This window comes from Carnobacterium maltaromaticum DSM 20342, assembly GCF_000744945.1.
Taxonomy (GTDB): Bacteria; Bacillota; Bacilli; order Lactobacillales; family Carnobacteriaceae; genus Carnobacterium; species Carnobacterium maltaromaticum.
Genome location: NZ_JQMX01000001.1, coordinates 815902 through 839532, shown reverse-complemented (window position 1 = coordinate 839532; position 23631 = coordinate 815902). Strand labels below are relative to the sequence as shown.

The following is a 23631-nucleotide window of genomic DNA, read 5'->3' as shown; positions in this document are numbered from 1 at the left end:
AATTGCCCTCTAACATAAAAGGTGGAATCATGATGAGTAGAACAACTTATGAATCTGTTCAAATGGATGAGAATTTACCAATGCGAATTTTACACTTTTCACATGACCGACCGTTATTATTGCCGGATGGTCGTAGTTATCAGTTTGATGCAGCGACCCTTCAATTTGTTCCGCCACATTGGCACCGAAGTATTGAGCTGACATATGTTGTCTCAGGCACCATTCATGTCCGTCAAAATGATAAGGAACAAATATATGAAAATGAATCTTTTTTTGTTGTAAACTCTGGAGAAATACATGAACTTAGTAGCGTTCCAACGGAGAATTTTGAATTAATTTGTTTTATTATTTCATATGATTTCATCCAACAATTTATCCCTGCTGTTGAGAAAATTCGGTTTGATATGGGAACAACTAATAATGGCTATCAAATGCTTGCTACATTATTTCGTGAAATTATGTCACTATACTATGAGAGTCAACCCTATAGTCATTTACAAATACAAGCACGATTAATTGAGATTATCTATCATTTGTGTCGTTACTACCAGTCAGAAGAAGCAGAACCAACTTCTCAGAAATATCGCCGTAGTCAAGCGCTTAACAAGCATATTCTGGAATATATTCATAAGCATTACATGGATAATTTAACTCTCGAACAAATGGCGAAAACTTTTAGTTTTTCTCGTGAACACTTTTCTAGACTATTTAAAGAAACGTTTGGAAAAACTTTTTTGAATTACTTAAATGATTACCGCCTGTATTGTGCTTTTCCAGATATTGTCAATAGTCGCAAGACCATAGAGACGATAAGTATGCTTCATGGTTTTCCAAGTTCAAAAGCATTGATTAAACAATTTAAAGAGACGTATCATGAGACACCAATACAATATCGGAAAAATAGAGTGGTTACAATTCTTGATCACAATACTGACAAGCCTAAACATTAATAGTTAATAGCTGATATATTGAAAAATACTATCAATAATCAGCTATTTTATTGCTACTAATCCGCAACAAAGAAAGCGTTTTCTTTGATATAGTAATAATATAAATTATTATAAAAAAGGGAGCGAGTTAGATGAGTATGAAAAAGTATGTGTTTAAAAAAATTGTAACAGATTTTGTAATTATTAATATTATTATTAATGGTATTTTTTACATTTTTAATTTCAGAAAATTCTCTGGACAGTTAACATTCAATGATATTACCACAGATTTGTTTGTTGGCTTGTTACTTTTAGGAGGCGCATGCTCTTTAATCGGGTTTGTCAATATGCGCAAGGAATTATTAAAAGGAAAAATAGATGTATCTGAGTTTAAGACAAGTCAACTTTATAATAAGCTACCAAAAGCAACTGTTTTACGTGTCCTATTGTTAACGCTAATGACAGCTATCATCACAATGACATTTTTCATTTTAGTGCCCAAAATAGTAGGTATTGATAAAATAAATCATTTTATAGGTTTTAGTTTTAAAATCTTTACTGCAGGTTTAATGGCTGCTGTAATAGGTTATATTGTAGTTGATTTGTCAATTAGTGACTATCAGCATAGTCATATCACGATGAAAGATACAACAGTTGTGTGATGATTTGAAAAAGGCTAAATGATAAATTTAAAATTGAAAGATAGACTACTAAAGGGTAATATTACAGTGATTGACAAACTATGAAAACCCTGTTACTATGTAAAAGTATTAGCGATAATACACAAATTAAATAGAACAACCATCACAAAGGGGTGCTGTTTTCAGCTGAGATTGAATCTTTGATTCTAACCCTTCGAACCTGTTCGTTAGTACGAGCGTAGGGATTGTGACGGGGCGAAGTAATTATTAAATGATAATTCGAGCTCCTCCTTTGTTGTGTGGCCCTGTTCTACACACAAGGAGGAGTTTTTTTGTTGAGTAAAAATTTAGGTGTTTGGATTGAAGGAACTATTATTGCCGCATTAGCTATGGCTTTATCTTTTATTCCAATCGATATTGGTTCAAGTTTTTCGATTTCGTTAGGCATGATTCCGATGACTTTATACTGTTTTAGACGAGGTTTTGTTCCAGGTATTGTAGCAAGTTTTCTATGGGGAGTTTTACATTTTGTTGTTGGAAAGGTTTATTTTTTAAGTGTGCCACAAGTTTTAATCGAATATTTATTTGCTTTCCTATTTATTGGTTTTGCAGGTTTATTTGCTAAAAATGTACAACTAGCGATTCAAAATAATAGCCGTAAAGATTGGATGAAGTGGATTATTATTGGCACTTTAGTTGGAACAGTTGCTCGCTATTTCTGGCATTTTGTTGCTGGTGTTGTTTTCTGGGGTGAGTTTGCTTTCGGTGGCATGAGTCCAGTTGTTTTCTCTTTAGTCATGAATGGCGCAAGTGGTCTAGCAACGGCTATAGCAACAATTATGGTATTGAGTATACTTGCTGTTAAGGCTCCAGCTTTATTTGTTCCAAAAGATAGCCGTTTTTTATTAAAAGGTGCGAGATCAACCTTTCTAAATTCTAAATAAAAAAGAATCTTCTGCTATTTTAGCAGGGGATTTTTTCTTTTTAGACTATTGACAACTATTAGTAGCTTATTCTCTTACTTCATAGTAGAATAATAAGGATATAATAGAGTTAATTAGGAGGTTTTCATGAGTACATTTATGTTGGTAATGCAAGCCATATTTATTATTAATACTGTTTTTGCTATTTTAACTGTTTTTAGAGAAAAACGTGATATAGCAGCGACTTGGGCCTGGCTATTAGTCTTAGTATTACTGCCTATTGTTGGATTTATTGCGTACCTGTTTATTGGGAAAAAAATTTCACGTGAAAAGATTTTCGATATTAAAACGCAAGAAAGTATGGGAATGAAAGAGCTTGTAATGGCGCAAAAAGAAATGCTTTTAGAGGATGAGTTACTATCAACTACACAAGCAACTGAAAATGCAAAAGAAATGGCAAGTTTATTTTTAGAAAGCGATGAATCTATTGTAACCAAAGGGAATAAAATTAAATTATTTATTGATGGTCACAAAAAATTCGATTCATTAGTCGCTGATATACAAAATGCGGAACATCATATCCATATGCTTTACTATACAATTCATCAAGATGAACTTGGCAGACGTGTATTGGCTGCTTTGGAAGAACGAGCAGCAGCAGGTGTTGAAGTTTTAGTTATCTATGATGAGATGGGTTCCAGATCAACGAAACATAGCTTTTTTAAACGACTAGAAAGTTTAGGTGGGAAAGCCGAACCCTTCTTCGGATCTCATTGGGCAATTATTAATTTGCGTCTTAACTACCGAAATCATCGAAAGATTGTTGTGATTGACGGGAAAATAGGCTATGTTGGTGGGTTTAATGTCGGCGATGAATATTTAGGCAAAGATAAAAAATTCGGTTATTGGCGTGATACTCATTTGAGAATTGAAGGAAATGCTGTTTTAGCCTTACAAAGTCGTTTTGCAATGGACTGGAATGCAGCAGTAGATAAGCATAAAATTGAATATAAGGAAGAGTATTTTCCTATTATTCATAATAAGGGTAAATCGAATATGCAAATTGTTTCAAGTGGACCAGATTCAGAACAACAGCAAATAAAAAAAGGCTATATTAAGATGATTAGTATGGCAAAAAAATCAATTTACATTCAATCGCCTTATTTTATTCCAGATGATAGTGTCCTAGATGCTATATCGATTGCGGCTATGTCAGGTATTGATGTTCGTATTATGATTCCAAATAAGCCAGACCATCCTTTTGTGTACCGTGCAACAACTTACTATGCTGGCGAAATGGTAGCGGCAGGTGCCAAGGTTTATATTTATGATAATGGCTTTTTACATGCTAAAACAATGGTGATTGATGGTGAAATTGCTTCTGTTGGAACGGCTAATTTAGATTTTAGAAGTTTTAAATTAAATTTCGAGGTTAATGCCTTTGTCTATGATCCAGTAGTTGCGATGGAATTAAAAGCAATATATGAAAAAGACATGGAAGAATGTTATTTACTAACGAAAGAGATTTTAGCGAATCAGAGCCGTTGGATGAAGTTTAAGCAAGAATTTTCACGCTTACTGTCACCAATCTTATAAAAAATTCTAGTTTATTTGTCTACTTATGAAGTGGATAGATAAGCTATTTTTTTATAGATCAGCTGAATTAATCACGTAGTCATGTCGTTAGAGTCCCTTTTAAAATAAAAATAGTCGGCTCGAATGACTGGTATAGTAGTATTTATCCATTAAATTAGAGACTTTCTTAAGCTTTCGATTTGAAATATTGCCCTATTTCATGGATAATAGAGTTTAGACAAGATTAAATTTGTTTTAATTTTTAAAAATAAAATTAAAATCAACGGGGTGAAGGATTTGTTAGAATTCAAAAATGTTTCTAAAGTATACAAAGGTGGAAAAAAAGCTGTCGATGACGTTAGCTTAAGCTTTGAGAAAGGCGAATTTATTGCCTTTATTGGAACCAGTGGTAGTGGGAAAACAACAACTATGCGGATGATTAATCGTATGATTGAACCAACTTCAGGACAAATCTTAATTAACGGAGAGGATATTGCGAAAAAAGATCCAGTTGAATTACGTCGTGAGATTGGATATGTCATCCAACAAATTGGATTAATGCCACATATGACAATTCGAGAAAATATTGTAATGGTGCCAAAATTACTTAAATGGTCCGATGAAAAAAGAAAAGAGATTGCGGAACGCTTAATTAAATTAGTCGATTTACCAGATGAATTTTTAGATCGTTACCCATCTGAACTATCAGGTGGTCAACAACAAAGAATTGGTGTTGTTCGTGCGTTAGCGGCAGACCAAGATATTATTTTAATGGATGAACCTTTTGGCGCATTAGATCCAATTACTCGTGAAGCGTTGCAAGATTTAGTCAAAGAATTGCAACAGGAAATGGGTAGAACGATTATTTTTGTTACTCATGATATGGATGAAGCTTTAAAATTAGCGGATCGAATTGTGATTATGCGCGAAGGTCGTGTGATTCAATTTGATACACCAGATAATATTTTACGTGAACCAGCTGATAAGTTTGTAGAAGAATTTATTGGACATGAACGTTTGATCCAGGCTCGACCAAATATTCAAACAGTTGAGCAAGTAATGTTGAAAACGCCAGTTTCAATTACACCAGGAAAATCTTTAACAGATGCGATTCGTTTGATGCGTGAAAAACGTGTTGATACGCTTTTAGTTACAGATGATGCGGGAGTATTAAAAGGCTATATTGACATTGAAAGTATTGACTACAATCATAAAACAGCAACGAGCGTTGGAGATATCATGAATAAAAACGCATTCTTTGTTCGTAAAGATTCACTTTTACGAGATACAGTTCGACGTATTTTAAAACGTGGTTTGAAGTATGTACCGGTTGTAGATGAAAAAGGTCTGCTAGTAGGGATTGTGACTCGTGCCAGTTTAGTTGATGTCGTTTATGACACAATTTGGGGCGATGAGGAAGTTGAAGACACCCCAAAGGTAGAGAGTGAAACTGAATTGGAAGCTGTTACGGAAAGCAATGAATAGAGAGGGGAACTAAAAATGATGAATTTTTTTACTACCTATGGCTCTGATCTATTGCTTAAAACGGGAGAACATATCTACATTTCGGCAGTAGCTTTAGGCCTAGGAATTCTAGTGGCAGTCCCACTAGGAGTATTATTAACACGAACAAATAAAATAGCGTCAGTAGTGATTGGTATAGCAAGTGTGTTACAGACCGTTCCATCATTGGCTTTACTAGCCTTGATGATTCCTTTCTTAGGGATCGGTAAGACACCAGCTATTGTTGCACTCTTTATCTATTCTCTTTTACCAATTTTAAGAAATACGTATTTAGGGGTAAAAGGTGTCGATCCTAATTTAAAAGATGCAGCAAAAGGTATGGGTATGACCAACATTCAATCGATTATGATGGTTGAATTGCCGCTAGCGGCTCCAGTTATTATGGCGGGTATTCGTTTAGGAGCGGTTTACGTGATTGCTTGGGCAACTTTAGCATCATACATTGGCGCAGGTGGTTTAGGTGATTTCATCTTTAACGGATTGAATTTGTACAAACCAGAATTGATTATCGGCGGAACGATTCCAGTGACTATTTTAGCCTTATTAGCTGATTTCTTACTTGGAAAAGTTGAAAAATGGTTTACACCGCTAGCATTAAGAACAAATGAATAGGAGGCTTCCAAAATGAACACAATGAAAAAAATAAAGAACATTGTGGCGCTTGGATTGGTGGCCCTTGTTCTAAGTAGTTGTGCTTTACCTGGTTTAGGTGGCGGATTGAATAAAGAAGCGATTAAAGTAACGGGTGGAGTAACAACTGAAACACAGATTTTAGCAGGAATTGTAAAAGAAATGATTGAACATTATACGGATCAAAAAGTTGAAGTTATTAACAATTTAGGTTCAACAACGATTAATCATCAAGCGATGATTAATGGAGATGCAAATATTTCAGCTGCACGTTATACAGGAACGGATTTAACGTCTATCTTACAATTACCAGCAGAAAAAGATCCTAAGAAAGCATTGGAAATTGTTCAACAGGAGTTTAAAAAACGCTACAATCAAAACTATTACCCTTCTTATGGATTTGCTAATACGTATGCTTTTATGGTGACAAAAGAAACAGCAGAAAAATATAATTTGAAAAAAATTAGCGATTTAAAAGCTGTTGCTGATCAACTTGAAGCGGGTGTTGATACATCATGGTTAGAAAAAGAGGGCGATGGTTATAAAGCATTTAAAAAGGATTATGGCTTTGACTTTAAACGTGTGTATCCTATGCAAATCGGTTTAGTTTATGATGCTTTAGCAGCAGGTAAAATGGATGCGGTTCTAGGATATTCAACAGATGGTCGGATTGCTAGTTATGATTTAGTTGTTTTAGAAGATGATTTGAGATTTTTCCCACCTTATGATGCGAGTCCAGTTGCGTCAAAAGAAATTCTTGAAGCTTATCCAGAAATCGATAAGGTTTTAAAGAAATTAGAAGGAACGATTTCAACAGAAACGATGCAAAAATTAAATTATAAAGCGGACAATGACCTAATTGAACCAGAAGTAGTCGCAAAAGAATTTCTAGAAGAACACAATTATTTTGAAGAAGGGGGCAAATAATCATGGAAAAGATGAACATGCTTCAACAGCTCATTTATTATTTTCAACAAAATGGTGCGTATGTCTTTAGCCAGTTTATGCGTCACTTTCTAATTTCTATTTATGGAGTGCTTTTTGCAGCTATTATCGGAATTCCATTAGGTATTTGGATCGCTAGACACTATAAAATGTCAGGTTGGGTCATAGGGATGGCAAATGTCATTCAAACAGTCCCATCATTAGCTATGTTATCCATTTTAATGTTAGGTTTGGGGCTAGGTGTGAATACGGTTATCGTGACAGTATTCCTTTATTCTCTATTGCCGATCATTAAAAATACCTACACAGGAATCAGAAGTGTTGATCATAATATTCTAGATTCTGGAAAAGGAATGGGCATGACAAAATTTCAAATTTTATATATGGTTGAATTACCATTGTCAATGTCTGTTATTATGGCTGGTATTCGCAATGCTTTAGTTGTTGCAATTGGGATTACAGCGATTGGGTCGTTTATTGGGGCAGGTGGACTAGGAGATATCATTATTCGTGGAACAAATGCAACAGATGGAACGGCGATTATTTTAGCAGGAGCATTACCAACTGCAGCAATGGCGATTATAAGTGATCTTTTCTTAGGGTTCTTGGAACGTAAGTTAGATCCAGTTCGATCAAGTAAATAAAATAAAAAAAGAATTTTTACTCTAATAGGGAGTGAAAATTCTTTTTTTAGCCTCTAGATTAATCTGCTAAACGAATGTAACGAATATCTTGTAAAGCAATCATGTGAACAGTATTGTCTTTGCGACTTTCAAGAATCGCACGATTTTGATCAAGTGGAGAGTATCTCAGTAAACCTATTTGTTCGTTTACATTTAGGATGTGCTTGGTTTTATTTATTTGTATAATAATCGCTTTTCTTTGCTCATACGCTTGGTTTAGGAAAAAACGAATTTGATTTTCGGGCATTTGCGGCAAAATTTTTAAAGATGGTTTGGTATTTCCGACTAAAAGTTTCTTTTGTAAAAAGTTAAAAGCACGAGTTTGTTTTTCTGCGAAATAATTTTCCATTTGTAAAAACCTCCGAACGTTTGTTTGTATATCTCATTATACGAACAAACGTTCAGTTTTGCAAGCTTTTTTATTTATTTTTTTAGAATGTTGTCTTTTTAAGGGAAAACATGCCATAATATAGAAGAAGTTAGTTTTTTTATCAGGCTAGTTCTTTTGAGCCAGTCTTTCGGAAAAAGATGAAATTTCGAGGTGGTAAAAAGCACCACATCAAATTTTCCTATTTTTCTGCCAGGCCTAAAGGGCTCAACAAACTTTTTATTAAGGAGTTGTTAGAATGAGTTATCAAATTTTTACGGACTCATGTTCGGATTTACCATTGGAATTCGTTGAAAAACATAAAATTGCCATTATAAGTATGATTATTAGTATTGATGGAAAAGAATATAGTGATGATTTAGGCAAAACATTTAACCGCAATCAATTTTTCCAGCAATTAAAAGAAGGAAAACAAGCAACAACCTCACAAATTAATATTGGGACTTATTATGAAGCTTTTAAGCCGTTTGTAGAAAAAAGTGAACCTATTCTTTATTTAGCTTTCTCATCAGGGTTAAGTGGTTCATACAATAATGCTGTTTCAGCAGTCCAAATGTTAGAAGATAAATTTGGCACTGTAGATATTACCGTTATTGATACAAAAGCTGCTTGTTTAGGCGAAGGGTTGCTTGTGTACCAAGCTGCTTTAATGAAAGAACAAGGCAAAACATTGACAGAAGTTGCTCAGTGGGTAGAAAATCATAAAATGAACTTACATTCATGGGTGACGGTGGATGATTTAAAACATCTTGAGCGTGGCGGTAGAATTTCATCTGTAGCCGCAACAATGGGCTCGTTGCTTAGTGTGAAACCAATTATTGTTGTGACACCAGAAGGCACATTGGAACCCGTTGCCAAAGTTCGTGGTCGCAAAAAATCGTTACATTATTTAGTCGATAAAACAGTTGAAGGGTTGCGTGATCCTGAAAATCAAACGATTATTGTCGGACATGTTGGTGTTCCAGAAGAAGCTGAGGAAGTAAAAAAAGAATTATCAGAAAAGGTGAAAGTCAAAGAAATCTTAGTTTATCCTTATGGACCAACCATTGCAGCGCACACTGGTTTTGGATCGATGGCTGTTTTTTCTTTTGGTGAAGTAAGAGTATAAACTATAATAAACTCCATTTAAGTCAAGAATATCTTGACCTAAATGGAGTTTATTGATGACTAAGAGGAGTACTGTGAAGGTTTTGACTAGCAATTAGTTCATGGATTCGGTAAAATTAAGAAAATATAACGTGATGAGGTGCAAAATTGATAGAATCTGACATGCAACAAAAGCAAAATCCAGACAAAAAAACAGCATTAGTTTTAGGTGGCGGTGGCGCACGAGGTTCCTATCAAATTGGTGTCTGGCAAGGTTTGTTAGAATTAGGTATTGATTTTCAAATTGTAACTGGAACATCAGTTGGTGCATTAAACGGGGGACTGATTGTCCAAGGTGACTATTAAGCGGCAAAGGAAATGTGGCAGGCGATTGATACCAGTCATGTCTTGGAATTTGAATCACCAGTAGACGCGACTAGCTTTAAAGGCTATCGGAAAACGGTGGGAACTTTTGTATTCAATGCATTAAGACAAAAAGGAATTAGTGCTTTGCCTTTAAAAAACAGTATCATTGATCGTTTGCTAGATGAAGATCGGATGCGAAATCGAGGGATTGAATTTGGGATAGTTTTGACAGAATTTCCAGCTATGCGTCAAGTTTCTGTGTTTTTAGATGAGATTCCTCAAGGTTTAGTCAGTCTTTACTTATTGGGTAGTGCTTCCTTTTTTCCGGCCATGCAACCGACTAAAATCGGAGCTAAATCTTATGTAGATGGCGGATATCATGATAATATCCCTATTGACTTAGCTATTTCCAAGGGTGCAACAAATTTAATCGTTGTTGATGTAAAAGGGCCAGGGATTACAAAAGCAATTAAACTTCCAGCTGAAGCGACTGTCCATCAAATTGTCAGTAAATGGCCATTGGGAGCAGTATTGCTCTTTGACGGTGCCCGATCAGAATTCAATATTCGGTTAGGTTATTTAGAAACGTTAAAAAGCTATGGAAAATTAGCTGGGAGCTGGTATAGTTTTAAAAATGAGGATATTATGAATCATGAAAAACTATTTTATCAAAAATTTGTCCGCTTATTAAATGATCCGCAAGAATTTTTTATCGCTGCTTTTTATCGGAATGAGAAAAACCAAGAATTACTATTAAAAAGAATACGAGGAGCTTGGCGTGGTCGTGTTGGGAAAAAAGAGTTAAGTTATGCGATTCATGAATTAACAGGCAAATTATTTCAACTTAATCCAACAAAAATTTATTCGTTTTCTGAATTTAATCAGGCTATTCTTGAAAAATATGAAGCAGCTAGAAAAGCAATTGAAACAGCTAGTTTGGCAGCTACATTTGAAATTGCTATGATTTATTCTGGGGATGAATGGTTAGATAATTACGCTCAAATGATTCCCTTTATTTCTAATTTAAAAATGGTTCTCTATTTCGTTGACTTACTGGAAGCTAAGCAAGGTAGGCTAATGGTTTCTAAAAATCTACAATGGCTAATTTATCGAAAACCAGTAGCTTTCATGATGGCAACCTACATTTATCAACTGAAAAAGATGATAAAGTAACTAAAAAAAACTATAATATAGACTGATTTTATGGTAAACTAAATCTTGATATTTTTTATGAATTAGTAGAAATAAAGTTAATTTAAAAGCTAGATTTGAGGCGGTGAAGAAGATGGCAAAAGAATTTTCTTTTGAAATAATGGAAGAAATTGCAGTTCTTTCTGAAAATGCAAAAGGCTGGAAGAAGGAATTAAATTTAGTCAGCTGGAATGGCAATCAACCAAAATTTGATTTACGAGATTGGGATGCGACTCACGAAAAAATGGGAAAAGGGTTAACGTTATCTAATGATGAAGTTAAAGCTTTGAAAATAGCCTTAGAAAATGTCAGCCTTTAAGAAAGTAGGGAGCTTATGAAAAGCATGACTGGTTTCGGTCGAGCTTCGACAAGTCAAGAAATGGTCCAAGTTGATATTGAAATGAAATCGGTCAACCATCGTTTTCTAGAAGTGGTTAGCCGAATACCTAAAGAATTAAATTTTATGGAATTGCCCTTAAAAAAGCAAGTTAGTGCTCAGTTGAAGCGCGGACGGGTTGAGATTTTTTTAAATTTGAAGAAAAGTGCTGATAGCCAAAAAAAATTAGTGATCAATTGGTCATTAGTTGACGAAGCTGTAGCATTTGCGACAGAAGCAAGTCGTAAATACGATCAAATTCCTGGCTTAGATTTTAAATCTGATTTAATGGAGTTGATTGCTTCTTCTGATTTTTTAACAGTTGAAGAAAAAGAAGTGGGTGAAGAAATAATTGAACCACTTGTTAGAGAGGCAACTGAAAAAGCTTTAAAAGAATTGGTTGCGAGCCGACTATCTGAAGGGTTGCGCCTAAAGGAACATGTCCTCAATCATTTAGAACAATTTCAACTAGCGATTCATCAAATTACAGATTTATCGGAGTTGTTTGAAGAACATTATCGAACGCGTTTAGAAGATCGATTACAAGAAGTAGTAGGAAATTTCATTGACGAACCTCGCTTATTAACTGAATTAGCAATAATGTTAGAAAAAGCCGATATCCATGAAGAATTGGAACGTTTAGATAGTCATATTGTTCATTTTCGACAGTTAGTCGAAAAGCCAGAACCTGTCGGACGAGAATTAGATTTTTTAATTCAAGAAATGAATCGGGAAGTGAATACAATTGGCTCTAAAGCCAATCAATTGAAGCTGTCTGATACTGTAATTCTGATGAAAACGCAATTAGAGAAAATTCGAGAGCAAGTACAAAATATTGAATAAAAAAGTATCGTTTAGAAAGGGTTTTAAAGAATGACAGACCGTGGACTTTTAATTGTCCTTTCCGGACCTTCTGGTGTTGGAAAAGGAACAGTTAGGCAAGCAATTTTTGAAAATGATGGAACCAATTTTGATTATTCTATCTCAATGACAACTAGAAAAAAACGTGTTGGGGAAACTGATGGAGTGGATTATTTTTTCAGAACAAAGGAAGAATTTGAAACTTTAATTGAAAATGGTGGCTTATTAGAGTATGCTGAGTATGTAGGAAATTACTACGGCACTCCTTTGGCTTACGTAGAAGAGACTTTAGCGAGTGGAAAAGATGTTTTTTTAGAAATCGAAGTTCAAGGAGCCCTGCAGGTACGAGAAAAAATGCCTGAAGGAGTTTTTATTTTCTTGACGCCACCTGATTTAGTTGAACTTAAGTCGCGAATCATTGGACGTGGGACGGATGAAATGGCTGTGATTGAAGAACGTATGGAAAAAGCGATCGAAGAGATCGAAATGATGCGTTTGTACGACTATGCTGTTGTCAATGACCAAGTTGAAAATGCTGTTAGAAATGTCAAACAAATTATTGAAAGTGAACATTTGCGTGTATCGCGAGTGATTCACCGTTATAAAAAAATGATTGAGGAGCTGTAAATAATATGATGTTAGAACCGTCTATTGATAACTTACTAGAAAAAATTGATTCAAAATATTCGTTGGTGATTATTGCAAGTAAACGTGCGCACCAATTGCATGCGAAAGAAATGCACTTATTAGAATCGTATGATTCATATAAAAACGTTGGTAAAGCACTAGAAGAAATTAATGCTGGGGATTTAGTTATTGACCCAACAACAGTTGGACCAGAAGAATAGAAAAATAAAGAATGCCAAACAAAAAGATTTTTTTGTTTGGCATTTTCTGCTTCTTTTTACATATTTTTTTAGTAAGGGCCTTAAAATGAAACTATTTTCGATTTAAAAAATAGAAAGACATTAAAACACATCATGAATTCGTTAAAAATCAAGACAAAAAGCAATTTTTCTAGTAGAATAGATTAGATGAATAAAATGAAACTAAAGTGAAAAATTTCAAATAAATGAAGAAGCTTCTTTTTTCAACGAAAACAAAAGCAGTCTATGTAGTGAAGGGAGACTTTTGGTATGTTAAAAGGAAAGAAAATTGCCTTGTATGTAACTGGAGGCATTGCTATTTATAAAGTCTGTGACTTAGTGCGAAAGCTCATAAAATCGGGAGCTGAAGTGAAGGTGGCGATGACAGCGTCAGCAACGAAATTTGTAACGCCGTTAACTTTTCAAGTTTTAAGTAAAAATGATGTTTATTTAGATACATTTGATGAAAAAGTCAGTCAAGAAGTTGCCCATATCCATTTGGCAGATTGGTCTGATATGGCGGTAATCGCTCCAGCTACTGCTAATAGTATCGCTAAGTTAGCTAATGGGATTGCAGATGATTTTGTTTCAACAGCATTATTAGCAACAACAGCGCCTGTTTATGTAGTTCCAGCGATGAATCAGCATATGTTGGAAAATCCTGCAACCGTTAGAAATCTAAAAACAATTACTGCAGACGGTCGTTACATTATTGAACCTGCAACTGGTTTCTTAGCAGAGGGATATGAAGGGAGAGGGCGTATGCCTGAACCTGCAGATATTCTTAACGAAATTGAATTAAGCCTCCTTAAGCAGCAAAAAAATCTGCCTTTAAGTGGAAAAAAAATAGTCGTGACGGCTGGTGGTACAAAGGAACGCATTGATCCAGTACGTTTTATCACGAATGATTCTTCTGGTAAAATGGGATACAGTCTGGCCATTGCCGCACGAGATTTAGGTGCAGAGGTCCATTTGATTTCAGCTACAACTCTTATAGAAGCGCCTAAGGGTGTTCGTGTCGTTAACGTTCAAACGGCAGCCGATATGGAAAAAGCTGTCTTAGCAGAGTTCGATGCAGCCGATATAGTTATTATGGCTGCCGCTGTATCTGATTATAAACCAGCGATTGAAATTAAAGAAAAAATAAAAAAAGACGAAGATAAACTGATTTTAAATTTAACTAAAACAACAGATATTTTGGCTGAATTGGGCCAAAAGAAAACCCATCAATTTTTAATTGGATTTGCGGCAGAGACCAATAATGTTGAAGAATATGCCCTTGGCAAGTTGAAAAAGAAAAAAGCCAATTTGATTGTGGCAAATGATGTCTCTAAACCAGATGCTGGTTTTAATAAGGAGACGAATGCAGTCACTATTTATTCAGAAGTAAGCGAACCAATTGAGATTTCTGTTCGCAGTAAATTAGAGATAGCAAAAGAAATTTTAAACGTAGCGTTAAGTCAAATAAGTTAGAGAATGTTCAAATTAACTAAAGGGTGTGAAAATGAATGGTTTCTATTGCGAAAGTGATTGTTGATGTTCCAACTATGCAAACCAATCAACCCTATGATTATGGGATCCCTCCTGAATTTGTAGAAACTTTAATGAAGGGCATGCGGGTTGAGGTACCATTTGGACGTGGTGGGAGACGTGTGCAAGGTTTTGTCGTTGATATTGTCCACTCAACAGATTATACTGGTGAACTTAAATATATTGCGAGTTTAATGGATTTGAATCCAGTCCTAAATGAAGAAATGCTGGCTTTAGGTAAAGAAATGGCTGAAACAACGTTTGCCTTTCAAATAACATGTTTACAAACAATGTTGCCTAGTGTTATGCGTGCCAAATATGAAAAGAAAATTCGTTTAATTGATGAAGTTTCTGAATCTATTTTTACGTCGATTTTTAAGGGACGGAATGAGATTAGTTGGGAAGAAGCAGAAGAACGAGAACTATTACCTAAATTAATGGAATTAAAAAAGCATGAAACTGTTGAAGTTGTTTATGAAGTCAAAGATAAAGCAAGAACTAAGAAAAAAAGGATGATTAAACGACTGCTTTCTTTTGAACAATTAGAAGAAGCAAAAATAGGATTAGGCAAACGTGCTCCTAAACAGCAGATTTTAATTAGTTATTTACAAGCTATGGAGAATGATGTTAGAAGCGTTTCTGAAGTAACTAAAAATACAACGATAACAGCAGCCAATTTAAAAGAGGCCGAAACAAAAGGTTGGTTAACTTTTTTTGAAGAGGAAACCTATCGTGATCCTTTTGAAAATCATGAATTTAAACAGACAGAAGCGTTTACCTTAAATGCCAGTCAAACAGCTGCTATTACTCCAATTTTAGCAGCCACTAAAGAAAACAGAGCTGAGACTTTTTTACTGAAAGGAATCACTGGAAGTGGAAAAACAGAAGTGTATTTGCAAACTATTGCTGAAACCTTAAAAGATGGGAAAAGTGCTCTAATGCTTGTTCCTGAAATTGCCTTAACTCCGCAAATGGTCAATCATTTTAAAGGTCGATTTGGAAATGAAGTAGCTGTCTTACACAGTGGTTTATCCGTGGGAGAAAAGTATGATGAATGGCGTAAAATTCAACGAGGTGAAGCGAAAGTAGTGGTTGGCGCAAGGTCTTCTATTTTTGCTCCTGTGACAAATATCGGGGTCATTATCATCGATGAAGAACATGAAGGTAGTTATAAACAAGATGAAAGTCCCCGTTATCATGCTAGAGATATGGCTTTATGGCGTAGTTTATATCATCAATGTCCAGTTATTTTAGGAAGTGCAACGCCTTCTTTAGAGTCGCGTGCTCGTGCTCAGAAAAAGGTATATACATTATTAGAATTAACCGAACGGGCCAATCGCAAAGCTTTGCCTGAAGTTGAAGTGGTAGATATGCGTGATGAATTAAAAAAACAGAATCGCTCAAGTTTTTCATTGGTCTTACAAGAAAAAATACGTGAACGAATAGCTAAGAAAGAACAAATTGTTTTATTATTGAATCGACGAGGATATTCTTCATTTGTTATGTGTCGTGATTGTGGCTTCGTTTTGCCGTGTCCTAATTGTGATATTTCCTTGACATTACACATGGATACAAAGACAATGAAATGTCATTACTGTGGCCATGAAGAGGCTATTCCGCATACTTGTCCAAGTTGTAAAGGACATAAAATTCGCTATTACGGAACCGGAACACAAAAAATTGAAGAAGAGTTACATGCTCTCATTCCTGAAGCTAAGATTATTCGTATGGATGTTGACACGACACGCAAAAAAGGAGCCCATGAAAAATTGCTGACAGCATTTGGAAATGGTGAAGCAGATATTTTATTGGGGACTCAAATGATTGCGAAAGGGTTAGATTTTCCTAATATTACTCTTGTGGGCGTTTTAAATGCCGATACTGCTTTGGGATTACCAGATTTTAGAGCTAGTGAGCGAACGTTTCAATTACTAACTCAAGTTAGTGGTCGTGCAGGACGAGCTGAGTTAACCGGTGAAGTTATTGTTCAAACGTACAATCCAGATCATTATGCAATTGTATTGGCTCAACAACATGATTATGATCATTTTTATCAACATGAGATGTTGTTGCGTAGACGGGGAAGTTATCCACCATATTATTATACGATTCTTTTGACAACAAGCCACGAGGAAGAACTTCAAGCGGCTAAAAAAATGCAAGAAATTGTTCAATTTATTCGACCTGAGATGCAGCCAGAAACAATTATTTTAGGGCCGACACCAAAAGCAGTCGCTCGCGTTAATAACCGTTATTATTACCAAACAATTATTAAGTATAAACATGAACCCTTGCTATTTTCTAAGCTTCACGAGTTATTAATCAACTCACAAAAAGAAATGGCAAAAGGCTTACAAGTAACGATTGATTCAGAACCTATGCATTTTATTTAATGAGACAAACGACAGAGAGAAGGTTTTAATATGGCACTATTGCCAATTGTTCAGTATCCAGATGATATTCTTGAAACTCCAGCATCTGAGGTGACTGAAATCACAGATGAAACGTTACAATTATTAGCAGATATGTATCAAACGATGGTTGAAAATGATGGTATCGGCATTGCTGCTCCACAAGTAAATCATTCTTTGCGAATTGCTATTGTGGAATTAGACGAAGAATCAGGATTGTTTGAAATGATTAATCCAGAAATTATCAGCCAAGAAGGTTCTTCGATTGATGTCGAAGGATGTTTAAGTTTTCCAGGCGTGTATGGGACCGTTGATCGTGCTGATTATATTGTTGTCCGCTTTACCGATCGTTTTGGTGATGAATATGAAGTCGAAGCCGACGGTTATTTAGCTAGAGCATTCCAACATGAAATTGAACATTTAGATGGTAAACTCTTTACAGATAAAATTATCGAACATATTGATCCACAAGATTTAGAATCCTATATGGAGGAGCATGGCGAATGACAAAAATTATATTTATGGGAACTCCCGCTTTTTCAGTACCAATTTTAGATGAATTAGTCCGTGCTGGTTACGATATTCAAGCAGTGGTTACACAGCCAGATCGACCAGTGGGCCGTAAAAAAACGTTAACACCAACACCTGTTAAGGTAGCAGCTTTAAAACATAATATCCCGGTTTTACAACCTGAAAAAATAACAGGTTCAAAAGAAATGACTGAAATTGAAGCTTTAGCGCCTGATTTAATTGTAACAGCAGCTTTTGGTCAATTTTTACCACAAAAATTATTAGATGTGCCTAAGTTAGGTGCGATTAATGTCCATGCCTCTTTATTGCCAAAATATCGAGGTGGAGCACCTGTTCACTATGCTTTAATGAATGGCGACAGTGAGACCGGTGTGACAATTATGTATATGGAAAAGAAAATGGACGCGGGCGATATTTTAAGTCAACGAAAATTAGCCATTACTGAAAAAGATGATGTCGGAACTTTATTTGAGCGGTTAAGTATTTTAGGTCGTGACTTATTAATGGACACTTTACCAGATTTGTTAGCTGGTAAAATTGTACCAGTGAAGCAAGATGAAGCGTTAGTTACCTATTCACCAAATATTTCTCGTGAAGAAGAACGAATTAATTGGGACAAAACGGCTCAACAAATTGACTATCAGGTTAGAGGAATGCGTCCTTGGCCAGTAGCATATACTTTATTGGCAGGTAATCGTTTGAAATTATGGGATGTAACACCGATTACTGAAGAAACAACAACTGAAGCTCCGGGAACGATCATTCAACTAGGTAAAGAAGTTATTTGGGTTGCATGCGGAGATCAGACAATTTTACAATTAAACAAAATTCAACCAGCTGGAAAAGGTCAATTGACTGCTGGCGAGTTTTTACGAGGAATCGGCAGTCAATTAACTGTTGGAGAAATGGTGGGACAAGATGTCTAAAGAACAAACAGAACCAAAAAAAGAAGTTCAAAAACGTAATACAAAAAAAACAAGTCGCTATTTAGCGATGGAAATTTTAGACAAAACTGAAAAAAATGGTGCTTATTCTAATTTATTATTAAATGAATCCATTCAAAAAAATAATTTAAGTTCTGCTGATGCAGGACTTTTAACAGAATTAGTGTATGGCGTTTTGCAACGTCGTTTAACCTTAGATTTTTATTTGGCTGACTTCTTAGATGAATCCAAAAAAATTGATTCTTGGGTTCGTAACTTATTACGTTTGTCTATTTATCAAATGATTTATTTAGATAAAATTCCGCAACATGCCATTCTTTTTGAAGCTGCTGAGATTGCTAAAAAGAAAGGTCATGTAGGAATTAGTAAATTTGTTAATGGCGTTTTACGGAATGCTGAGCGTCGCGGATTCAAGGATTTAACAGATATTAAAGATGATGCTGAGCGCCTTAGTCTGGAAATTAGTATGCCTTTATGGTTAGTTGAAAAATTTATTAATCAAATTGGGTATTCTGAAACCAAAGCTTTGGGAGAGTCTTTATTAATTCCAAGTCGAGCAAGTGCTCGAGTAAATCAACGTTATTTAACAGTTGAAGAAGCATTGTATGCGTTAGAGGAAGAAGGTTTTGCTGTTCGTCGAAGTGAAATTACGCCAGATGCTGTCATTAGTGATGGTGGGCATTTTGCCTCGTCGCCCTTATTTACTTCAGGTCAATTAACGATTCAAGATGAAACATCGATGTTGGTTGCTCCAGCTCTGCAGATTGAACCTCACCACCAAGTTTTAGATGCGTGTGCAGCTCCTGGCGGAAAAACAACTCATATCGCTTCTTTTTTATCTCATGAAGCAGGGGGAAAAGTTGTTGCATTAGATTTGCACAAACATAAAGTAAAATTAGTGAAAGAAAATGCGGCACGTTTACATGTCGATGATGTTGTTGAAGGTGTTGTTTTAGATGCACGAAAAGTCGATGAAGTTTTCCCAGATGAAAGCTTCGATCGTATTCTAGTTGATGCGCCGTGTTCAGGTTTAGGCTTAATGCGCCGTAAACCAGATATAAAATATACAAAAAAAGAGCGTGATTTATTAAATTTACAAAAAATTCAATTAGAAATCTTAGAAAGTGTAGCGCCAAAACTGAAAAAATACGGTATAATGGTTTACAGTACTTGTACCATAACAGAAGAAGAAAACGAAAAAACAGTTGAACAGTTTTTAGCGTTACATCCTGAATTTGAAAAAACGACAGTCTTAGTTGGAGAAACTCTTCAACCTTGTCTTAAAAATGGATTCATACAAATTTATCCTCATGATTTTGAAACAGATGGTTTTTTCATTAGTTGTTTGAAAAAAATCAACTAAAAGTCATGAAGAGTTTAAAGAGGTGGAGAAATGCAGGTTGTATTTCAAAGTGATATCGGAAAAACAAGGAAAAATAATCAAGATTTTGCTGGACAATTTGACAATCAAGCAGGACTTCGATTAGTAGTAGTTTGTGATGGTATGGGAGGACATAAAGCTGGCGATGTTGCTAGTGAAATGGCTGTTTCTCATCTAGGTCATGCTTGGGAAGAGACCAACTATGCAACTGCAGAAGAAGTCACACAATGGATGTTAAAACAAATCACGCTTGAAAATGAGCGTATTGTTGGAAAATCTACTCAATTTTCTGATTTAGATGGCATGGGAACAACCTTGGTTGCAGCGGTTTTATTTGAAGAAGAACTTGTCATAGCTAATATTGGCGATAGTCGAGGGTATTTGTATTCAAATAAAAAATTAGTTCAACTAACAGAAGATCATTCATTAGTTAATGAGTTGTTAAAAAGTGGGGAAATCACTTCAGAAGCAGCAGCAAATCACCCTAGAAAAAATGTCTTAACACGGTCATTAGGCGTTTCCTCTGAGATTGATATTGATATTACGATTTTTTCTATTTTAAAAGATGACATTTTATTGCTTTGTTCAGATGGTCTAACTAATATGGTTGAAGATAGTGCCATTTCAGAAATTTTAAGCCAAGATATATCCATTGAAGAAAAAGTAAATGCGCTAGTGTCTTTAGCCAATGAAAAAGGTGGGGCTGATAATATTACGGTATTATTAGCTGATTTCGCCGCGAGAGAGGAGTCCTAGCATTTATGGAAATAGGAAAAAAATTAAGTGGACGCTATAAAATTATTGGAACTGTCGGTGGCGGCGGAATGGCTAATGTATACTTAGCTCATGATTTAATTCTGGATCGAGATGTAGCTGTTAAAGTATTGCGCTATGACTTTAGAGAAGACAAAGATATTATTCGTCGTTTTCAAAGAGAAGCATTGTCAGCAACTGAACTAGTTCATCCGAACATTGTCAGTGTTTATGAGGTAGGTGAAGAAGATAATTTCCAGTATATTGTGATGGAATATGTGAAGGGCACGGATTTGAAAAAATATATTGGAAATCATTTTCCGATTCCGTATCAAAAAGTCATTGATATTATGGAACAAATCCTATCTGCAGTAGCAGACGCCCATAGAAACCGGATTATTCATCGAGATTTGAAACCACAGAATGTTTTAATTGATGAAACGGGTCTAGTAAAAATTACAGATTTTGGAATTGCTGTGGCATTATCAGAAACGTCAATTACTCAGACAAACTCTTTGTTAGGCTCAGTTCATTATTTATCACCTGAACAAGCTCGTGGCAGTATGGCAACGAAACAATCTGATATTTATGCATTGGGAATTATCTTATATGAGTTGCTAACTGGAAATGTACCGTTTGAAGGAGAATCTGCAGTTTCGATTGCATTAAAACACTTTCAAGAAACGGTTCCTTCTGTAAAAGATTTTGATGGTCGTATTCCGCAACCTTTAGAAAATGTTGTCTTAAAAGCAACCGCGAAGGAAGCTAGTGATCGCTATCAATCAGCAGAAGAAATGGCAACAGATATAGCAACTGCGCTTTCTCCGCAACGGGCGGGAGAGCCTAAATTTGAACCGGCTAGCATGATGGAAGAAACAAAAGTATTAACTCCTATCCCAGGAGACTTATTAGAAACAGAGTCTGTAGAAGCGGAAGAAGTTAAAGAAGAGGATGAACAAAAGCCGGTTAAAGATCAAAAGAAAAAGAGTAAAAAGAAAAAAATTATTCTATTTTCGATTATTGGTGTGATTTTACTTTTTGTGATTGGTTTTTTTGCGATTGCAATGAGTGGTCCGAAAGATGTTAAAATTCCTGATTTAACGGGTTTGTCAGAAGCAGAAGCTAAAAGTGAATTAATAAATGCAAAATTAAAAGTTGGGGATGTAACGGAAGAAGCTAACCCAGAAGTCGAAGAAGGCCAAGTTATTCGTTCAGATCCTAAAACTGATCGGACTGTCAAAGAAAACACAAAAGTGAATTTATTTATTAGTACGGGTAAAGCGACTGAAAAATTTGGGAATTTTGTTGGTGAAGATTTCCAAGTTGTAAAAGCTAAATTAACCAATTTGAAATATGATGTGAAAACACCAATTGAAGTCTTTAGCCCAAGCGTTCCTAAAGGCCAAATTATTGAACAAAGTATCGAAAAGGGCCAAGAAGTTGTCCCTAGCGAAACTCAGGTCGTCTTTACAATTAGTAAAGGGGAAGAAGGTTTTATCATGCCAGATATGTTGAATTATGGTAAAAAAGATGTCGATGATATTGCCTCTGCCCAAGGATTAAAAGTTACGTACAATTCGGATTATTCTGATACAGTGACTGCTGGATTGGTAATGGCACAAACACCAGGAGCTGGAGAAACAGTTTTCCGTAATGATTCGATTACTGTCACATTATCAAAAGGACCAAAAGAAATACCAGTTGTAAGTGTTACAAAAAAAATCACACTTGAATATTTAGCGAAAACAATCAACAAACCGGCTTCTACAACAGATAGTAGTAATCAATCTGCAAATTCTAGTAGTTCCGAAGAAAGCATTAGTTCAGTTAGCTCAATCACTGAACCAGTAGCTAATAAGTTTGAGGTTTATATTGAAGACGAGGAAAATAACTTTAATACACCAGTTGTAACTAAATCAATTCTTGCTACCGAGTCGATTGACTTAACCTTTAAAATTAAAGAAGGTGGAGTCGCTCGTTATAAAGTAGTTCGCGATGGTGAAACAATTATTAATGAAGAGGTTCGACCTTAAGGAATAGGTGAGAGTTAGAGAATGATTTCTCTAACTCTCTTTGGTTTGTCATTGAATGATTGGTTCAGTAGAAAATCAGTTAAAGAGAACAGAAAATAGTTGCAATCTGACTTTTGATTAAGTACAGTAGAAGAGAGAATAGTTAAGAAGGAGTGGATTTTTTGCCAAGAGGTCAAATAAGAAAAGCGTTAAGTGGTTTTTATTATGTCTATTGTGAAGGTGAAACCTATCAAACTAGAGGAAGAGGCAATTTTAGAAAACGAAACTTAACCCCTTTAGTTGGGGACGAAGTTATTTTTGAAAGTGGAAATCAAGATGAAGGCATCTTGAAGGAACTTTTACCACGTAAAAATGAACTAGTACGCCCAACGGTTGCTAATGTTGATTTAGGTGTGATTGTGATGTCAGCAGTTGAACCTAACTTCTCTTCTAACTTGCTAGATCGTTTCTTAGTTACATTAGAAAGCAAAAAAATTAAAGCCCTTATTTATCTGACCAAGATTGATTTATTAGATCAAGAACAGTATCAAGAAATGGAACAAATCAAAGTAGCTTATGAAAAAATTGGCTATCCAGTTATTTTGCCTAAGAGAGAGATGGACCATGAACCGATTGAAGAGTTAACTCCTTATTTTAAAGAGAAGATAACTGTTTTTATGGGACAATCTGGGGCAGGTAAGTCAACTTTATTAAATCAAATTGCACCAGATTTAGCTTTGAAAACAGGAGTGATTTCTAATGCCTTAGGTCGTGGTAAGCATACGACACGCCATGTTGAATTATTGCCTTTATATGGTGGGTTGGTAGCTGATACGCCAGGGTTCAGTTCGATTGAATTTCTAGAAGTAGAAGCAGATGAACTTCCAGAATTATTTCCAGATTTTGTGGAGGTACAGCATGAGTGCCGTTTTAGAGGGTGTAAACATCGTGAAGAACCTGGTTGTCAAGTCAAAAAAGACGTTGAAGAGGGAACTATTTTAGCATCCCGTTATAAGCACTATTTACAATTCTTAGAAGAAGTTGAAAATCGTAAACCTAAATATGGGAAGAAAAACTAAAAAAAG

Annotated in this window: 24 protein-coding genes and 1 riboswitch; of the genes, 23 read left to right on the top strand and 1 reads right to left on the bottom strand. The window is 35.3% G+C overall.

Translation table 11 applies throughout. The features are described from left to right. The first annotated feature begins 32 nt into the window (after window positions 1–32). From BR77_RS03985 to BR77_RS03950, 8 genes are all read left to right on the top strand, one after another. On the top strand, window positions 33–950 hold the full coding sequence (locus BR77_RS03985) for an AraC family transcriptional regulator (protein ID WP_010049543.1): 918 nt from the start codon (window positions 33–35) through the stop codon (window positions 948–950). A gap of 131 nt (window positions 951–1081) precedes the next feature. Next, complete coding sequence (locus BR77_RS03980; RefSeq protein WP_015076191.1) at window positions 1082–1591, top strand: hypothetical protein; 510 nt, start codon at window positions 1082–1084, stop codon at window positions 1589–1591. 138 nt (window positions 1592–1729) lie between these two features. Continuing rightward, a riboswitch (TPP riboswitch) is annotated at window positions 1730–1832 on the top strand. Window positions 1833–1905: 73 nt separating this feature from the next. Continuing rightward, window positions 1906–2514 carry an energy-coupled thiamine transporter ThiT gene (gene thiT / locus BR77_RS03975; RefSeq protein ID WP_035065963.1) on the top strand — a complete coding sequence of 203 codons (609 nt, stop codon included), beginning with the start codon at window positions 1906–1908 and terminating at the stop codon, window positions 2512–2514. 126 nt (window positions 2515–2640) lie between these two features. Next, a complete protein-coding gene (cls, locus tag BR77_RS03970; protein WP_035063996.1) occupies window positions 2641–4089 on the top strand; it encodes a cardiolipin synthase in 1449 nt (482 codons plus the stop codon). Window positions 4090–4365: 276 nt separating this feature from the next. Then, the gene (locus BR77_RS03965; RefSeq protein WP_010049555.1) at window positions 4366–5553 is read left to right on the top strand and encodes a betaine/proline/choline family ABC transporter ATP-binding protein; all 1188 of its coding nucleotides are present in this window, start codon (window positions 4366–4368) and stop codon (window positions 5551–5553) included. 15 nt (window positions 5554–5568) lie between these two features. Next, window positions 5569–6204 (top strand): ABC transporter permease, encoded by a 636-nt coding sequence (locus BR77_RS03960; RefSeq protein ID WP_015076193.1) that lies wholly within the window; start codon window positions 5569–5571, stop codon window positions 6202–6204. A gap of 21 nt (window positions 6205–6225) precedes the next feature. Beyond that, on the top strand, window positions 6226–7149 hold the full coding sequence (locus BR77_RS03955; protein ID WP_016356416.1) for an osmoprotectant ABC transporter substrate-binding protein: 924 nt from the start codon (window positions 6226–6228) through the stop codon (window positions 7147–7149). 2 nt (window positions 7150–7151) lie between these two features. Continuing rightward, window positions 7152–7811, top strand: coding sequence for an ABC transporter permease (locus BR77_RS03950; protein WP_015076196.1), 660 nt, complete (start codon window positions 7152–7154; stop codon window positions 7809–7811). Window positions 7812–7869: 58 nt separating this feature from the next. Here the strand turns inward: BR77_RS03950 and BR77_RS03945 are convergent, their stop codons facing one another. Continuing rightward, window positions 7870–8199, bottom strand: coding sequence for a hypothetical protein (locus BR77_RS03945; protein ID WP_010049564.1), 330 nt, complete (start codon window positions 8197–8199; stop codon window positions 7870–7872). Between the two features lie 277 nt (window positions 8200–8476). On the opposite strand from BR77_RS03945, the gene BR77_RS03940 reads away from it, so the two are divergent. The 15 genes from BR77_RS03940 (at window position 8477) to rsgA (ending at window position 23625) form a co-directional block, all read left to right on the top strand. After that, complete coding sequence (locus BR77_RS03940) at window positions 8477–9346, top strand: DegV family protein (RefSeq protein ID WP_016356417.1); 870 nt, start codon at window positions 8477–8479, stop codon at window positions 9344–9346. Window positions 9347–9492: 146 nt separating this feature from the next. Further along, the gene (locus BR77_RS19380) at window positions 9493–9690 is read left to right on the top strand and encodes a patatin-like phospholipase family protein (protein ID WP_236700876.1); all 198 of its coding nucleotides are present in this window, start codon (window positions 9493–9495) and stop codon (window positions 9688–9690) included. A gap of 12 nt (window positions 9691–9702) precedes the next feature. Then, the gene (locus tag BR77_RS03935) at window positions 9703–10863 is read left to right on the top strand and encodes a patatin-like phospholipase family protein (protein WP_236700875.1); all 1161 of its coding nucleotides are present in this window, start codon (window positions 9703–9705) and stop codon (window positions 10861–10863) included. A 112-nt stretch (window positions 10864–10975) separates the two neighbouring features. Continuing rightward, window positions 10976–11200, top strand: coding sequence for a YdbC family protein (locus tag BR77_RS03930; RefSeq protein WP_010049570.1), 225 nt, complete (start codon window positions 10976–10978; stop codon window positions 11198–11200). A 15-nt stretch (window positions 11201–11215) separates the two neighbouring features. Then, on the top strand, window positions 11216–12100 hold the full coding sequence (locus tag BR77_RS03925) for a YicC/YloC family endoribonuclease (protein ID WP_035063991.1): 885 nt from the start codon (window positions 11216–11218) through the stop codon (window positions 12098–12100). Window positions 12101–12130: 30 nt separating this feature from the next. Further along, window positions 12131–12745, top strand: coding sequence for a guanylate kinase (gene gmk / locus BR77_RS03920; RefSeq protein WP_010049572.1), 615 nt, complete (start codon window positions 12131–12133; stop codon window positions 12743–12745). Between the two features lie 5 nt (window positions 12746–12750). Further along, window positions 12751–12966, top strand: a complete 216-nt coding sequence (gene rpoZ / locus BR77_RS03915; RefSeq protein ID WP_010049574.1) for a DNA-directed RNA polymerase subunit omega — start codon at window positions 12751–12753, stop codon at window positions 12964–12966. 288 nt (window positions 12967–13254) lie between these two features. Next, on the top strand, window positions 13255–14457 hold the full coding sequence (gene coaBC, locus BR77_RS03910; protein WP_010049575.1) for a bifunctional phosphopantothenoylcysteine decarboxylase/phosphopantothenate--cysteine ligase CoaBC: 1203 nt from the start codon (window positions 13255–13257) through the stop codon (window positions 14455–14457). Between the two features lie 35 nt (window positions 14458–14492). Further along, a complete protein-coding gene (gene priA, locus BR77_RS03905) occupies window positions 14493–16907 on the top strand; it encodes a primosomal protein N' (protein WP_015076200.1) in 2415 nt (804 codons plus the stop codon). Window positions 16908–16937: 30 nt separating this feature from the next. Further along, window positions 16938–17432 carry a peptide deformylase gene (gene def, locus BR77_RS03900; RefSeq protein WP_010049579.1) on the top strand — a complete coding sequence of 165 codons (495 nt, stop codon included), beginning with the start codon at window positions 16938–16940 and terminating at the stop codon, window positions 17430–17432. Then, window positions 17429–18382 carry a methionyl-tRNA formyltransferase gene (gene fmt, locus BR77_RS03895; RefSeq protein WP_015076201.1) on the top strand — a complete coding sequence of 318 codons (954 nt, stop codon included), beginning with the start codon at window positions 17429–17431 and terminating at the stop codon, window positions 18380–18382. The genes def and fmt overlap by 4 nt, the downstream gene beginning before the upstream one ends. Continuing rightward, a complete protein-coding gene (rsmB, locus tag BR77_RS03890) occupies window positions 18375–19763 on the top strand; it encodes a 16S rRNA (cytosine(967)-C(5))-methyltransferase RsmB (RefSeq protein ID WP_010049583.1) in 1389 nt (462 codons plus the stop codon). Before fmt ends, rsmB begins: the two co-directional genes overlap by 8 nt. Before the next feature lie 30 nt (window positions 19764–19793). Beyond that, the gene (locus tag BR77_RS03885; protein WP_010049585.1) at window positions 19794–20537 is read left to right on the top strand and encodes a Stp1/IreP family PP2C-type Ser/Thr phosphatase; all 744 of its coding nucleotides are present in this window, start codon (window positions 19794–19796) and stop codon (window positions 20535–20537) included. A gap of 5 nt (window positions 20538–20542) precedes the next feature. Continuing rightward, window positions 20543–22567 carry a Stk1 family PASTA domain-containing Ser/Thr kinase gene (pknB, locus tag BR77_RS03880; protein ID WP_035063985.1) on the top strand — a complete coding sequence of 675 codons (2025 nt, stop codon included), beginning with the start codon at window positions 20543–20545 and terminating at the stop codon, window positions 22565–22567. Window positions 22568–22728: 161 nt separating this feature from the next. Beyond that, the gene (gene rsgA, locus BR77_RS03875; RefSeq protein WP_010049589.1) at window positions 22729–23625 is read left to right on the top strand and encodes a ribosome small subunit-dependent GTPase A; all 897 of its coding nucleotides are present in this window, start codon (window positions 22729–22731) and stop codon (window positions 23623–23625) included. Window positions 23626–23631 lie beyond the last annotated feature (6 nt).

Coding starts and splice junctions, on each gene's coding strand:
- BR77_RS03935 (WP_236700875.1), top strand. CDS start 9,703: ATGTGGCAGGCGATTGATACCAGTCATGTCTTGGAATTTGAATCACCA.
- priA (WP_015076200.1), top strand. CDS start 14,493: ATGGTTTCTATTGCGAAAGTGATTGTTGATGTTCCAACTATGCAAACC.
- BR77_RS03980 (WP_015076191.1), top strand. CDS start 1,082: ATGAGTATGAAAAAGTATGTGTTTAAAAAAATTGTAACAGATTTTGTA.
- BR77_RS03885 (WP_010049585.1), top strand. CDS start 19,794: ATGCAGGTTGTATTTCAAAGTGATATCGGAAAAACAAGGAAAAATAAT.
- BR77_RS03960 (WP_015076193.1), top strand. CDS start 5,569: ATGATGAATTTTTTTACTACCTATGGCTCTGATCTATTGCTTAAAACG.
- pknB (WP_035063985.1), top strand. CDS start 20,543: ATGGAAATAGGAAAAAAATTAAGTGGACGCTATAAAATTATTGGAACT.
- gmk (WP_010049572.1), top strand. CDS start 12,131: ATGACAGACCGTGGACTTTTAATTGTCCTTTCCGGACCTTCTGGTGTT.
- BR77_RS03985 (WP_010049543.1), top strand. CDS start 33: ATGAGTAGAACAACTTATGAATCTGTTCAAATGGATGAGAATTTACCA.
- rsmB (WP_010049583.1), top strand. CDS start 18,375: ATGTCTAAAGAACAAACAGAACCAAAAAAAGAAGTTCAAAAACGTAAT.
- def (WP_010049579.1), top strand. CDS start 16,938: ATGGCACTATTGCCAATTGTTCAGTATCCAGATGATATTCTTGAAACT.
- BR77_RS03940 (WP_016356417.1), top strand. CDS start 8,477: ATGAGTTATCAAATTTTTACGGACTCATGTTCGGATTTACCATTGGAA.
- coaBC (WP_010049575.1), top strand. CDS start 13,255: ATGTTAAAAGGAAAGAAAATTGCCTTGTATGTAACTGGAGGCATTGCT.
- BR77_RS03950 (WP_015076196.1), top strand. CDS start 7,152: ATGGAAAAGATGAACATGCTTCAACAGCTCATTTATTATTTTCAACAA.
- fmt (WP_015076201.1), top strand. CDS start 17,429: ATGACAAAAATTATATTTATGGGAACTCCCGCTTTTTCAGTACCAATT.
- BR77_RS03945 (WP_010049564.1), bottom strand. CDS start 8,199: ATGGAAAATTATTTCGCAGAAAAACAAACTCGTGCTTTTAACTTTTTA.
- BR77_RS03925 (WP_035063991.1), top strand. CDS start 11,216: ATGAAAAGCATGACTGGTTTCGGTCGAGCTTCGACAAGTCAAGAAATG.
- BR77_RS03955 (WP_016356416.1), top strand. CDS start 6,226: ATGAAAAAAATAAAGAACATTGTGGCGCTTGGATTGGTGGCCCTTGTT.
- cls (WP_035063996.1), top strand. CDS start 2,641: ATGAGTACATTTATGTTGGTAATGCAAGCCATATTTATTATTAATACT.
- BR77_RS03930 (WP_010049570.1), top strand. CDS start 10,976: ATGGCAAAAGAATTTTCTTTTGAAATAATGGAAGAAATTGCAGTTCTT.
- rpoZ (WP_010049574.1), top strand. CDS start 12,751: ATGATGTTAGAACCGTCTATTGATAACTTACTAGAAAAAATTGATTCA.